This window comes from Serratia sp. CC22-02 (genome assembly GCF_900182895.1).
GTDB classification, from domain to species: Bacteria; Pseudomonadota; Gammaproteobacteria; order Enterobacterales; family Enterobacteriaceae; genus Serratia; species Serratia nevei.
Genome location: NZ_FXUD01000001.1, coordinates 119,023 through 132,575 on the forward strand (window position 1 = coordinate 119,023; position 13,553 = coordinate 132,575).

The 13,553-nt window shown below is 65.0% G+C and carries 8 protein-coding genes; 4 read left to right on the forward strand and 4 right to left on the reverse strand.

Going from position 1 to position 13,553, the window contains the following annotated elements:
• Nucleotides 1-88: 88 nt before the first annotated feature.
• Both QOL81_RS00605 and QOL81_RS00610 read left to right on the forward strand, forming a co-directional pair.
• The gene (locus QOL81_RS00605) at nt 89-250 is read left to right on the forward strand and encodes a hypothetical protein (protein ID WP_019455371.1); all 162 of its coding nucleotides are present in this window, start codon (nt 89-91) and stop codon (nt 248-250) included.
• A 110-nt stretch (nt 251-360) separates the two neighbouring features.
• Nucleotides 361-840 carry a GNAT family N-acetyltransferase gene (locus QOL81_RS00610; protein ID WP_070915215.1) on the forward strand — a complete coding sequence of 160 codons (480 nt, stop codon included), beginning with the start codon at nt 361-363 and terminating at the stop codon, nt 838-840.
• 13 nt (nt 841-853) lie between these two features.
• Here the strand turns inward: QOL81_RS00610 and QOL81_RS00615 are convergent, their stop codons facing one another.
• A complete protein-coding gene (locus QOL81_RS00615) occupies nt 854-1,747 on the reverse strand; it encodes a LysR family transcriptional regulator (RefSeq protein WP_060418861.1) in 894 nt (297 codons plus the stop codon).
• 84 nt (nt 1,748-1,831) lie between these two features.
• On the opposite strand from QOL81_RS00615, the gene QOL81_RS00620 reads away from it, so the two are divergent.
• Entirely contained in the window at nt 1,832-2,608 is a 777-nt protein-coding gene (locus QOL81_RS00620) for an NAD(P)H-dependent oxidoreductase (protein WP_070915213.1), read from the forward strand.
• Nucleotides 2,609-2,645: 37 nt separating this feature from the next.
• Here the strand turns inward: QOL81_RS00620 and QOL81_RS00625 are convergent, their stop codons facing one another.
• A complete protein-coding gene (locus QOL81_RS00625) occupies nt 2,646-3,200 on the reverse strand; it encodes an NAD(P)H-dependent oxidoreductase (protein ID WP_060418857.1) in 555 nt (184 codons plus the stop codon).
• Between the two features lie 104 nt (nt 3,201-3,304).
• Here QOL81_RS00625 and QOL81_RS00630 point away from each other — a divergent pair, with 104 nt between their 5' ends.
• Nucleotides 3,305-3,664, forward strand: a complete 360-nt coding sequence (locus tag QOL81_RS00630; RefSeq protein ID WP_025302868.1) for a winged helix-turn-helix transcriptional regulator — start codon at nt 3,305-3,307, stop codon at nt 3,662-3,664.
• Between the two features lie 4 nt (nt 3,665-3,668).
• On the opposite strand, the gene entS is transcribed toward QOL81_RS00630, so the two are convergent.
• Both entS and QOL81_RS00640 read right to left on the reverse strand, forming a co-directional pair.
• Nucleotides 3,669-4,952 (reverse strand): enterobactin transporter EntS, encoded by a 1,284-nt coding sequence (gene entS, locus QOL81_RS00635; protein WP_060418855.1) that lies wholly within the window; start codon nt 4,950-4,952, stop codon nt 3,669-3,671.
• A 60-nt stretch (nt 4,953-5,012) separates the two neighbouring features.
• The gene (locus QOL81_RS00640) at nt 5,013-13,523 is read right to left on the reverse strand and encodes a non-ribosomal peptide synthetase (RefSeq protein ID WP_283439568.1); all 8,511 of its coding nucleotides are present in this window, start codon (nt 13,521-13,523) and stop codon (nt 5,013-5,015) included.
• Between the last annotated feature and the right edge of the window lie 30 nt (nt 13,524-13,553).

The window sequence follows — 13,553 nt, forward strand, 5'->3', positions numbered from 1 at the left end:
GTTCTTAGGATATGAGTTTTAAGTTTTTCCCATTCGGTTGAGCGGCGATTAGTATCACTCTCAATGTAATCAAGGATCCGGAGGGAATATGCAAAAGCTCACTCGTTTTCTGGCCCTGCTCGGCGAGCTGATGATTGAAAAAGCCGAAGACGTCGCGCCGCAGGCTGCTCAGCCTGACGATCGTGACGACGCGTTGCCGCCGCGCCTCGAACGTGGGGTTCCGCTGGCCGACCGCTTCCTGTTCATGTAATTCCCTTCACTGTCTTTTGGTCCGGCACGTTCCGATATTTCATTATCGGACGTCTGCGTCTATCTTCTTTCGATGGTTCCAGCCGATTCATCATAGGAGATAGCAACGCAATGAAGATCAGAACGGTAACCCTGCAAGACGCTGAAGCCCTGACGCAGTTATTGAATGACGTGATCGGCGCCGGCGGCACGACGGCGATAGAAACGCCCCTCACCCCCGCCGAATTCAGCGAATGGTTCATCAGCGGCAGCAATGCGCTGAGCTGCCAGGTCGCGGAGGTGGATGGGCTGTTGGTGGGCTTCCAGTCGCTGAGCGCAGATGATGCCCTGCCGCCCGATACCGCAGATATTGCCACCTTTTCCCGCCTGTCGCCGAAGGTGCGCGGCGTCGGCAGTGCGTTGTTCCCTGCCACATTAGCGGCGGCGAAGTCGCACGGTTTCAAGCACATCAACGCCACCATTCGGGCGGATAACGTCGGTGGCCTCGCCTACTATCACAAAATGGGCTTTCGCGATTACGACCGTTTGCCGCAGGTGCCGCTCAGCGATGGCACGCCGATCGACAGAATCAAAAAACGCTTCTCCCTTTAACCCGCCAACCCGCTCACACTGAACGCACGATATGTTCGCGCAGCCACCGGTGAGCGGGATCCCGGTGCGATCGTTCGTGCCACAGCATGGTCATTTCAAAGCCCGGCACCGCCAGCGGCGGCTCGAGCCGTTGTAATAAAGGCTGGTTGCGCACCAGCCGCTCCGGCAGCATCGCCACCAAATCGGACTGCGTCAGCACCGAGATAACGAACAGAAAATGTGGCACGGAAAGCACCACCCGCCGCGTCAGCCCCACGTCCGCCAACGCCCTGTCGGTCATACCATAGAACCCGCCGCCGTCCGGCGAGACCATCACCTGCTCCAATTGGCAAAATTGCGCCGGCGTCAGCCTGGCATGCAGCTTGGGGTGGCCGACCCGGCCCACCAGCACATAGCGTTCGCTAAACAGCGTGCGCTGCCGCAGGCCGGATGGCGCACCTTCTCGGGTATGAAACGCCAGGTCGATTTCCCCTTGCTCCGCCCGTTTGGCGAGGCGCGCTGGGGCGATCTCCAACACCGCCAGCCGGGTGCCGGGCGCCGCCGTGCGTAAACCGTTCAGCGCCGGCAGCACGATGGTGGATTCGCCGTAGTCAAAGGCAGCCACGCGCCAGGTATCGGTCGCCACGGCGGGATCGAACGGCGTCGCCGGCGTCACCGCCAACTCGAGCGCCGCCAATGCCTGACGTAACGGTTCCCGCAGCTGTTCCGCTCTGGCGGTCGGACGCATGCCGCGCGGGCCGGGCAACAGCAGCGGATCGTCAAAGATCGCCCGCAGTTTGGCGAGATGCACGCTGACCGCCGGCTGGGAGAAATTGAGCCGCTGCGCCGCGCGCGTGACGTTGTGCTCCGCCAGCAGCGCGTCGAGCGTCACCAGCAGGTTGAGATCCAGCCGCCTTAAATTATTCATAGTTATACCTGGAATAAGGGTAATTCATTTCTAATATACCGACTAACGCCCTAACCTGCAGCTCTCACACCAAGGAGAGCTGTTATGAATGTGCTGATTGTTTACGCCCACCCGGAGCCGCTGTCGCTGACCGGCTCACTGAAAAATTTCGCCGTTGAACGCCTGACGCAGGCCGGCCATCAGGTACAAGTGTCCGATCTGTACGCCATGAAGTGGAAAGCGGCGCTCGACGCTGACGACAGTCTGGAAGGCCCGGCAACGGCTCGTTTCGATCCTTCGCTGGATTCGCAGCGCGCGTTCGCCAACGGCATGCAGAGCGCCGATATCGCACGGGAGCAGCAAAAATTGCGTTGGGCGGATGCGGTGCTGCTGCAGTTTCCGCTGTGGTGGTTCTCGATGCCGGCGATTCTGAAAGGCTGGTTCGAGCGTGTCTATGCCTATGGTTTTGCCTACGGCGTGGGTGAGCATTCCGACACCCATTGGGGTGACCGTTACGGCGAGGGGACGCTGGCTGGCAAACGGGCGATGCTGATCGTCACCGCCGGCGGCTGGGAGTCCCATTACGCCCCGCGCGGCATCAACGGGCCGATCGACGATATCCTGTTCCCGATCCAGCACGGCATGCTGCACTACCCAGGCTTCGAGGTGCTGCCGCCGTTCGTCACCTACCGCGCCGGCAAAACCGATGAGGCACGCTTTGCCGCCCTGTGCGAACAGCTCGGGCAGCGGCTGGATAATCTGTGGAACGCCGAGCCAATCCGCTTTCGGCGGCAGAACGCCGGTGACTATCTGATCCCGCAGCTGACGCTGAAAGCGCATCTCGCGCCGGGGCAAGACGGTTTCGGCGTTCACATCGAGTAGCCGGATGCGCACGCTCTGGCGCATCCGGGGCGCGGCGTTAATTCAGGGCAGCGAGAAATGCCTGGTAGCCTTGCGCGCTGCGATCCAACTCGTGGGATTGCAGCGGTTCCACCGTCCCGTCCGACGCGGCCTCCTTGCCGTAAAAGGCGAAGAACGAGGCATAGTCGGCCCGCACGTAGCCGGCGGTGACTTCAAACGGCCGGAAGATTTCCTCCAGCGAATAACGATAGCGCCCGTCGCGCGCGTAATCCTCTGCACGCACCCCCGCCGTGACCGCCAACGCCAGCTTCTTGTTTTGCATCTTGTAGCCGCTGCGGGAACCGTAGGCCCAGCCGTAGGTGAGCACGTCGTCCAGCCATTTTTTCAGCAACGGCGGGCTGCTGAACCAGAAAATCGGGAACTGCAGTACGATGTTGTCATGGGCTTCAATCAGCCGCTGCTCTTGGGCGACGTCGATCTGCCAATCCGGATAGGCCTGATGCAGTTCGTGCACGGTATACCGCTCCGGATAGCGCCGCAGCTCCTCCAGCCAGCGTTTATTGACCACCGAGCTCGCCATATCGGGATGGGTCACCACCACCAAGGTTTTCATATCGATTTCTCCAGTCAGGTGTCTACCGGCGCATCATAGGTTATGCTGGAACAATGTAAAATACGCACACTCACGACACATACTTACCCTGGATAAAGTACCTAATGACCGCCGAATCCCACTGCAGCCCAACGGGCATCAGCCTCGAAGACACCGGCTATGGCTATACGCTGTCGGTGATCAACGGCAAATATAAAATGATTATTCTCTACTGGCTGGCGTTGTATAAGCCGGTATTGCGGTTCAACGAGCTGCAGCGCTGCATCGGCACCATTTCGTACAAAACGCTGAGTTCGACGCTCAAAGAGCTGGAAAAAGATCGCCTGGTGGTGAGAAAGGAGTATCCGCAGATCCCGCCCAAGGTGGAGTACAGTCTGTCCGAGCGCGGGCGTTCGCTGATCCCGGTGATCGACATGATGTGCAACTGGGGGGAGCAGCACCGGCCGGAACAGCCGGTGCCGTGACGGGTTAGTTGTCTGCCGCCGCTGAGGTTGCCGCAGCGGGCTCATCGTGCTCGACCAACGCGTCCGCCGGCCGGCACTGGCGCAGCGTGCGCACGCTGAAGGCCACCAGCACGCCGAGCACGGCGGCGAATGCGCCAAACGACAGCACGCTCATCAATGGAGTAAACACCCTGCCCAGTACGCCGAGTCCCAGCGCGCCGATCGAATCGCCGGTTACGTCCTGCGCGGTGCCGAGGCTGTTCACCCGCCCCAGCAGATGATCCGGCGTGTTGCTCTGGATCAGCATGAATTGCAGGAGCGAGGCGATGGCGTTGGCGTAGCCGTAGCACACCAGCGCCAGCAGCGCCGGCGCCAGGTGGTTGAACAGCCCCAGCGAAGCGATAGCGGTAAATGCGACGATGGCGGCGACCAGGATCAGCACGCCGGGACGAGCGTATCGCCCCACCCAGCCGCTGGTCAGCGCGCCCAGCATCGCGCCGAGCGGCACCGCGGAATACATCAGGCCAATAGAGGACGCACCGACGTGGTAAGCGCCCTGCGCCAACGCCGGGAACAGCACCCTGACGGCGCCGACGATGCTCATCAGCATTCCCAGCAGCACCACCGACCCCACCACCTTATTGCGCCAGACAAACTGGAAGCCGCTGGCGAGCGCGCGCAGCGGGTGTTCCGGCTCCTGCTGCTGCGGCAACAGCGTCGGCAGGCGCACCAGCGGGATCAGGGTGCCCAGCGTCCCGGCGGCGGCCACGGCGAACGCCAGCCCCACGCCGCCGAACACGATGATGATCCCGCCCAGCGCCGGCGCCAGGATCGCGCCGATGCGCACCGTTACCATACTCAAGGCCCCCGCCGCCGCCAGGTTTTCACGCCCGACCAGCAGCGGGATCACCGCCATTAGCGCCGTCATGCCCAGCGCGCCGAAGAACCCGTCCCAGGCCGCCAGCAGGTAAAGCGCCCACAGCGACGGCGCCGGGGCGAAGGCGTTCAGACTCAGGGCGACAAAGCCCAGCCCGCAGGTGCCGCGCGCAAACAGGATCAGCTTGCGGCGATCGTAGCGATCGGCGAGCACGCCGCCCAGCATCAGGCCGATAAACATGCCCACCCCGTCCAGCGCCACCGCCACGCCCACCTGCAACGTGGAGCCGGTCATCGCCTGGATCTGGATCGGCACCCCCACCGCCAACATGCCGAGGGAAAACACCGACAGCATGCGGGCGCAGAAAATCGCGCGGAAATGCGCATTGCTTCTCAGCAAGCTGAAATCAAGAAAAAAAGAAGGTCTGGCCATAGTGTCCTGCATATCATGTTTTAGTACGGGCCGGGACGCACGCCCCCCGGCCCGGTTGCGTTATACCAACCCGTATTGCCGCGTCAGCAGCTGGTGCAATAGCGGGCCGAGCGTCTCCAGCGAAGCCGGCGACAGAATGTCCGCGTGTTCGCAGCGCTGGTGATGGCAGATCAGCCCATCCAGATACGGCGCCCACACGGCGTCGATATCCATCTCCGGCGGCAGCGTCTGGTCGGCGACAAACAGCGTTGCCGTGCCGTGGAAACGCCGGCTGCGCGCCTGGGACAGAATGCGCACCGCGTCGCGGTAGTTGGCGACGATGCTGTCGAACATCGCCGCCTTCTCAGCCATCAGCGCCGGATCGCCATGATCTTCCGCCATAAACTCGGCCTGCTCCTGCGCCACCTCTTTCTGCGCCTCCTCCTCGCTGGGGCCGGTCCAATCCTGGCCTTCCGGCGGATAGGTATCCAGCATCCCAAGGAACGCCACCTCTTCGCCCTGCTGCTGCAGGCGCGCGGCCATCGAATGCGCCAGCGTGCCGCCGAGCGAATAGCCCAGCAGGTAGTAAGGCCCCTGTGGCTGCAGGCGGCGCAGATTAGCGAGATGACGATCGACCATCTGCTCGATATCCTCGCAGGTGGCGATGGCGCCATCCGGTCTTGGCGACTGCAGCCCGATGATGGGGTAGCTCCCCGGCAGATAACGGCTCAGCCCCGAGTACTGCCAGGCGAAACCGGAAGCCGGATGCAGGCAGAACAGCGCCGGGCCTTGGCCGGCCCGCAGCTGCAGGCATTCGCCGACGCCGCGGCTCTCGGCCGAGTTGGCCGCCTGCGCGTCATCGAGCAGGTGCGCCATCTTCTCCAGGCTGCGGGCGAACATGATCTGCCCGACGCTCAATGGCCGCGGGACGCGCCGACGCAGCTCAGCCGCCAGACGCATCGCCAGCAGCGAATGGCCGCCCAGCGCGAAGAAGTCGTCGTCGGCATACACCGTCTCGCGCCCCAGCAGTTCCCCGAACAGCGCCGCCAGCAGGCGTTCGCTGTCGCCCTGCGGCGCACGCCCGGCTTGCAGGGCCAGCTGCGGCCGTGGCAACGCCTTGCGATCCAGCTTGCCGCTGGCGCTGAGCGGGAAGCGGTCGGTCATGACATAGCTGACCGGCATCATGTGCGCCGGCAAACGCTGCTCCAGCGCCTGATGCAGCTCGGCGGTATCCAGCGTCACGCTCGGTTGGGCGATCAGCCAGGCGACCAGCTGGCGCATATCGGCGCCGCCAAGCCCCGTCGCGCCCTCGCCCAGCTCGATGGCGTGCACTGCCGCTTGCGCTACCCCCGGCTGTGCCAGCAGAGCCTGCTCGATTTCGCCCAGCTCGATGCGCTGGCCGCGGATCTTCAGCTGATCGTCGCTGCGTCCCAAATACTCGACGCTGCCGTCTTCCAGCCAGCGGGCGATATCGCCGGTGCGATACATGCGCGCGCCATTGCCGGCGGGATCGGCGACAAACCGCTGCGCCGTCAGCCCCGGCCGATGCAGATAGCCATCGGCCAGCTGAATGCCGCGCAGGTAAAGATCGCCGGCGCAGCCGACGGGCACCGGCCGCAGCATGGCGTCAAGAATGCTCAGCTGGGTGTTCCAGACCGGTTTGCCGATCGGCACGCCGGCGCCGTTTACCGCCGCCAATGCCGCGCCGGACGCCGGTTGGTAGGTGACATCGACCGCCGCCTCCGTCGGGCCGTACAGGTTGTGCAGCGGCGCGGTAACCAACGCCTGATAACGGGAAGCCAGTTCACACGACAGCGCCTCACCGCTGCAGAACACGCGTTTCAGGCTGGCGGCGGCGCGCTGTGGCGCCCGTTCGTTCAGCGCCTCCACCCAGATAGCCAACATGGACGGAACGAAATGCAGCGTGGTCACGCCATAGTCGTCGATCAATGTCGTCAGCGCCTGCGGATCGCGGTGCGCCTCCGGCGGCGCCATCACCAGGCGTGCGCCGACCATCAGCGGCCAGAAGAATTCCCAGACGGAAACGTCGAAGCTGCACGGCGTTTTCTGTAATACCACGTCCTGCGCATCGAGCGCATACTCGTGCTGCATCCAGAACAGGCGGTTGACGATCGCCCGGTGGTTCACCACCACGCCTTTCGGCCGCCCGGTAGAGCCGGAGGTATACAGCACGTAGGCGGGATAATCGCCGTTCCCCGCCGGTTGGCGCGGCGCCGGTTCGCGCCCGCTCTCGTCCAGCGCATCGAACAGCAGCGTCGGCGCCAGCGCGGCGAAGCGGGTATCCAACGCGCTTTCGGTGATAATCAGCCGCGGCTTGGCGTCCTCCACCATGTAGGCCAGCCGCTCGTTCGGGTAGCCGGTGTCCAGCGGCAACCAGGCGGCGCCGGTCTGCACAATCGCCGTCAGCGCCAGGCTGAGACGCACGGAGCGCGGCAACGCCACCGCGACGATATCCCCCGGCTGAATGCCGGCCGCCGTCAGCCGCTCGGCCAGCAGCGCGGCCTGGCGCTGCATGTCACGGTAGCTGAGGCTGTGCCCGGCATCCTGCAGCGCGATGCGTTCCGGCGTGCGCCGCGCTTGATCGGCGATCGCCTGATGCAAGGTGGTGTCCGCCACCGCCTGCCCGGTGCGGTTGATCGCCGCGATCAGCGCCTGCTCCTGTGGGGTTTGCAACTGCCAGCGCGGCAGCGGCAGATCCGGCTGGGCGATCCACTGTTGCAGCAGCGCCATCAGCCGCGCGGCGAAGCGCTCAGGCTGCGGCACCGAGGCGCGGTACTCCATCAGCAGGCGCAGACGTTCGCCCGGCAGCACCAGCAGCGTCAGCGGATAGTGGGTATAGCCTTTGTTGCGGATGGCGTCGCAGCGCAGCGATCCGGCGCCGCCCAGCAGAGCGTCGTTGTCCGGGTAGTTCTCCACCACCAACAGCGTATCGAACAGCGTGCCCGCCCCGGCCAGGTGCTGAATTTCCCCTAACCCCAAATCGTCGTGCTCCAGCAGTTCAATCTGCCGGTGCTGCAGGTCGATTAGCTGTTCCGTCAACGGACGGTCGTGCTGCAGACGAACCCGCACCGGCAGCGTGTTGCTGAACAGGCCGACGTGTTCCTCGATCCCTTCTATCTGACCAAAACGGCCGGAAACCGGCGAGCCGAACACCACGTCCTGCTGGCCGCAACAGCTGGCCAGCTGCAATGCCCAAATGCCCTGCATTACGGTATTGAGCGTCAACCCGCGTTCGCGGCACAGGGTCAGCAAGCGTCTTTCCTCGGCCGGCGGCAGCGTCATTTCCAGCTCATGCACGCGTTCGTCCTGCGTTTCACCGAACAGCAACGTCGGGCGCACGTCCTGCAGCGTCTCGCGCCACAGGCGGCGCGAGGCTTCGGCATCCCGCGCGGTCAGGCGGCGCACGATATCGGCATAGTTCGAACGCAGCGGCGGCAACGCCTGCTCGCCTTCACGCAGGGCCAGCATCAGATCGTTGAGCACCACCGGCGTCGACCAGCCGTCGACGATCAGGTGGTGCGCGTTAAGGAACAGCGTGTAGCGTTCGCTATCGCCGTGTTTGACCCACAGCGCGTGCAGCATCGCGCCCGGCTGGTTGAAAAGATCGCGCTGCAGTTCCTGCTGCTCCAGCCGGTGCAGTGCCTGCGCTTCTTGTTCTTCCGTCAGCGGCGGCAGCGCGTGGTTGTCCAGCGGCCAATGGCTTTGCTGCGGTATCAGCTGCAGCGGCTCGCCCTCGCGGTTAAATCGGGCGGCCAATTGCGGATGGCGGCGGATCACCGCATCCAGCGCCTGCTGGAGTTGATGCGCGTCCAGTTCGCCGCAGAGGCTCAGGCGCGTCAGCGAGTTATAGCTGCCGCCCTGCTGCGCCGTCTGCGCATGGAACAGCAGGCCGTGTTGCAGCGGCAACAGCGGCAGCGCCGCGGCTAACGGCCCGCACTCCCGCTCCCAGGCGCGCACCGCCTCATCATCGGCGCCCGGCTGGGCGATCTCGGCCGCCACCAACGTCGCCGCCGCGCGTTCGGGATGCCGTTCGGCAAATTCGCACAGTGAACGCACCGCTTGCTCGATGCCGCTGTGCAGCTGCGCAATGTCGCTCTCGCTGAAAACTCCCTCCAGCCAGCTCCAGTTGATCGCCAGGCAGGCGCCGTCGCGCCGTTCCTCGACAAAGATGTTCACTTCCAGCCCGTAAGACGGCGCCTGCTGCGCATCCTGCGCCACGGCGAAGGCGTCGCGGAAGCGGTTTTGGCTGCGCTGCGGCGTCCAGTGCCCCTCATCCTGGCTGAAGCGCCCGAGGTAGTTGAATAAAATCTCCGGGGCGTTGCGCTGCGCCAGCGCCGCCAGATCGTCACGCTGCGGATGCAGATAACGCAGCTGGCCGTAACCGACGCCGCGATCGGCCACCGCTCGCGTCGCCCGTTTCACCGCGCGCACGGCCTCATTGTGCTCGGCGTCATGCAGTTCGATGCGCAGCGGATACTCCGCCGTCAACCAGCCCACGGTGCGGGCCAGATCGAGGCCGTCATCCAGTTCGGCGCGGCCGTGCGACTCCAGAGAGAAACGCAGCGAAGCGGCCTGGAAACGGCGGCGGCATGCCTGAGCCAGTGCGCACAGCATGATCTCTTCAACCTGGGCGCGATAATCCTGCGGCAATGTGCCGAGCAGCGCGGCGGTCAACCGGCTGTCGAGCAGCGTGCGCCGCTCGCTCACCGAGGCGATGCGATCGGTCTGCGGTTCCAGCGCGCGCCGGCCCAAACGCGGCACGCCGTCCGCCAGCATTTGCCGCCAGAACGGCAGCTCGGCTTCCCGGCGTTCCACGTCGGCGCGTAAACGCGCGGACCACTCATAGAGCGAGGTTTCTTCCGGCGGCAGCGTGATCGGCCGCCCCTGCATGGCGCTGTCGGCCACTTGCCGCAGCTCCTCGAGCAGGATGCGCCAGGAAACGCCGTCGACCACCAGGTGGTGGATCGCCAGCACCAGCCCCAGGCTCTGCCCGTCGCGCTGCAACAGGATCGCCTGCATCATGGCGCCGGCCGCCGGATCGAGATGCTCGAGTGCGGCGTCGAAAGCCTGTTCCGCCGCCGGCTCCAGTTCGCCGGATACGGTCTGAACCTGCATGAGCTCAGCGGTAGCGGCTTCTTCAACCACCAACCGGCCATCGCGGATCCTGGCGCCCAGCGCCGGGTGCGCCGCGCGCAGCTGGTCCAACGCATCACGCAGCTGTTCCGGTTGCAGCTCGGCAGGCACGCGCAGGAAAACGCCGTGCGCGAAGCGGCGATGCATATCGCCCGTCTCGGCGAACCAGTGCAGGATCGGCAGCCCGTCGATCGGGCCTTGCTGCACGCTGCGTGCGGCCTGAGAGTCTACGGCCAGCGGCTGCATCGCCTGCGCCATGCGCGCGGGGGTGTGCAGCGCGAAGATCTCGCGCGGTCGCAGCAGATAACCGTTGCGCCGCAGGGCGGTGCCCAACCCCATCGCCGAGATGCTGTCGCCACCGAGCGCAAAGAAATCGTCGTCGGCGCCGACGCGATCCATCCCCAACAGGTGGGCCATCGCGCAGCAAATCAGCCTTTCCTGCTCGGTGGCCGGTTCGCGAATGCTTTGCGCCAGCGTCTCCTGCGGTTTGGGTAGCGCCTGGCGGTCAATCTTGCCGTTGACGTTGAGCGGCAGCTCCGGCATCACCACCAGGATCGCCGGCACCATATAATCCGGCAGACGCTGCGCCAGCTGCTCCAGCAGCTCGTTTTGCAGCGCCGGCGAGGCGCGGCGCGCGTCATCCTGCACCGAGCAGTAGCCGATCAGGCGATAGGTGGCGCCGATCGGCTCGGCGATCACCACCGCTCGCCCCACGTCCGGCAAGGCGGCCAAGGCGCTTTCCACCTCACCCAGCTCGACGCGGAAGCCGCGCACCTTGATTTGGTGATCGGTCCGGCCAATGAACACCAGCTGGCCCTCCGCGCTCCAGCGCATCAGATCGCCGCTGCGGTACATCACCTCGCCTTCGGCGAACGGGTTGGCGACAAAGCGCGCCGCCGTCAGATCCGGACGCCGCAGGTAACCGCGTGCAATGCCTTTGCCGGAAATGTACAGCTCGCCCGCCGCGCCGATCGGCACCGGCTGCAGGCGGCTGTCGAGCAGCCAAACTGAGGTATTGGCGAGGGGACGGCCGATCACCGGCTGGTCTGCGGCCGTCACCGGCGCGCCGAGGGTATCGACGGTGTATTCGGACGGGCCGTAATAGTTGTGGATCTCCACCTCCGGATGCTGCTGCATCAGGTTCCACAGCGTCGGCGTCGCCGCCTCGCCGCCGATCATCACGAACGACGGCAGCGGAAACTGCCCCTTCAGCAGGCCGCAGTCCACCAGTTGCGAGAAGAACGACGGCGTGATGTCCAGCAGATCGATCGGCGTCTGTTGGGTTTGTTCCAGCAGCGCCCAGGGGTCGCGGCGCAGCTCCTCATCGAAGATAACCAGTTCGCTGCCCATCATCATGCAGAACAGCGGTTCCCAGGAGGAGTCGAAAGAAAACGAGGCGGTATGGCCGGCGCGCAAGCGGCGCGCGTGGCGAGCCTGGAATTTTTCGATCGCCGGGCCGAACAGAGAGGCCTGATGCGACAGGAACAGGTTCAGCAGCCCGCGGTGGGTGGACATGACGCCCTTGGGTTTGCCGGTCGAGCCGGAGGTGTAAATCATATAGGCGAGATGCGCCTCGCTCAGCGGCACGCGCCGCTCTGCATCCGTTATCGGCGTGCTCTCGGCGGCCGCGCAGCGCGCCAGGCACGGGGCGTCGTCCAGGCACAATACCTGCGGCAGATCCGGCATGTTGGCCCGCGTGGCGCGGTGGGTCAGCAACATCACCGGCCGCGCGTCGTCGCACATCAGCGCCAAACGTTCACGCGGATAGTCCAGATCGAGCGGCATATAGGCTGCGCCGCTGGCCAACACGCCGAACAGCGCGACCAGCGTGTCCACCGAGCGCGGAATGCCGATGGCAACCACGTCTTCGGCGCCGATGCCGCTTTCGATCAGCACTCGCCCCAGCTGCATCACCCGTTCGGAGAGCTGCCGGTAGCTGAGGCGCACGTCGCCGCAGGCCACCGCCAACGCCTCGGGCTGGCGCTCAACCTGGCGTTGGAACGCATCCATGATCGAGACCATGCCCGCCGGCGGCGCCAGCTCTGCGCCGCGCCCCCAGGCCGCGAGTTGTCTGAGTTCCCCTTCGCCGATCAACGCCAGTTGACCGTGCGGCTGATGCGGCTGCCGCGCCAGCTGCTGCAGCCAATGGCCGATGCGCTCCGCGTGATGATGCAAGGTGCGCGGCGAGTATTTGGCCGGGTTGGCGACCAAAGACAGCGTCAGCACGCCGCTTCGAAAACCGATCTCAAACTCCAGATCGTCGACCGGCCCCATCGCCAGCGTATGGGTGACGGCCGCCTGACCGTCGAACGACAAGGCGCCGTGGTAAACCTTGACGTTGACCACCGGGCCATACAGTTCCTGATGGCCGCCGACCAGACCGAGATCGCGTTTGATCTGCTCCGCCTCATAGCGTTGATGGCGACGCGCCTGCTTGATCTCCGCCACGGTGGCCTGGCAGACGTCCGCCAGCGACAGATCCGGCGTCACGTTCAGCAGCAGCGGCAGCACGTTGACCACCGGGCCGACCGCCGCCAGCGCCTGCGACCCCATCCGGCGCATGAAAGGAAAACCGATTGAGAAGCGGGTTTCGCCGCTCATGCGCGCCAGATACATCGCCAGCGCCGCCGTGACGATATCGGCCGGTTGCAGCGACTGCAGCGCATCATCGCGCCGCGCTTCGTCAAACAGCGATTCAGGCAGCACCAGCGCCTGTTTGAGCGGCCGGGCGCCCGGTTCAACCTCCCGGTTTTCCGTCGATAACGACAGCGGCGACGGCAAATCGCGCAGATGCTGGCGCCAGAATTCGGCCGCCCGCTCACGTGCGGGCGACGTTTGCCATTGCTGAAACTCTTCCACCACCTTGCCGAACGGGGTAAACGGCGAGGCCGCCGGCGCCAGCCCGTGGCGCAGCGCGCGGTAGAGATCGGCGATCCGGCGGGTGATGGCTTCGAAGCTGAAGCCGTCCAGGGTCAGATGATGAAAGCGCTGGTACCAGAACCAGCGATCGGCGCTGACGCGGATCACCACATGGCGATAAAGCGGCCGCTCGCCGTCTGCCGGCAGATCCTGCGCCAGATCGTCGTTCATCAGCGCCAGCGCCGCCTGTTCGGCGTCCGGCCGTGCGCTGAAATCGAGCCACTCCGGCGCCTGCACGCGTGCGGGGTCGGCTATCAGCGGCAAACGCTGCACCGGCTGGCCGTCCTGCGCCTCAAAGAATCGCGCCTGAACCGTATCCGCTTCGGCCAGCCCTTGACGGATGGCGCGCTCCAGCGCCGAACGATCGATAGCGCCGTGCAGTTCGGTGTAGTGCGCCACGGCGAAGCCGTTGCGGCGCAGCGCGATTTGGTCGGCGATCCAGATCCCCGGTTGCGCTGCAACCAGCGGATACTCCCGATACTCGACCTGAGTATCCGGCAAAGAAAGCGTTTCTGACATGGTGTCTGTCCTTTTCCTCAAACGGAATGT

Bases quoted from the DNA above. Each gene is read 5' to 3' on its own strand.
- QOL81_RS00640 (WP_283439568.1), bottom strand. From the start codon at position 13,523: ATGTCAGAAACGCTTTCTTTGCCGGATACTCAGGTCGAGTATCGGGAG.
- QOL81_RS00610 (WP_070915215.1), top strand. From the start codon at position 361: ATGAAGATCAGAACGGTAACCCTGCAAGACGCTGAAGCCCTGACGCAG.
- QOL81_RS00605 (WP_019455371.1), top strand. From the start codon at position 89: ATGCAAAAGCTCACTCGTTTTCTGGCCCTGCTCGGCGAGCTGATGATT.
- QOL81_RS00620 (WP_070915213.1), top strand. From the start codon at position 1,832: ATGAATGTGCTGATTGTTTACGCCCACCCGGAGCCGCTGTCGCTGACC.
- entS (WP_060418855.1), bottom strand. From the start codon at position 4,952: ATGGCCAGACCTTCTTTTTTTCTTGATTTCAGCTTGCTGAGAAGCAAT.
- QOL81_RS00625 (WP_060418857.1), bottom strand. From the start codon at position 3,200: ATGAAAACCTTGGTGGTGGTGACCCATCCCGATATGGCGAGCTCGGTG.
- QOL81_RS00615 (WP_060418861.1), bottom strand. From the start codon at position 1,747: ATGAATAATTTAAGGCGGCTGGATCTCAACCTGCTGGTGACGCTCGAC.
- QOL81_RS00630 (WP_025302868.1), top strand. From the start codon at position 3,305: ATGACCGCCGAATCCCACTGCAGCCCAACGGGCATCAGCCTCGAAGAC.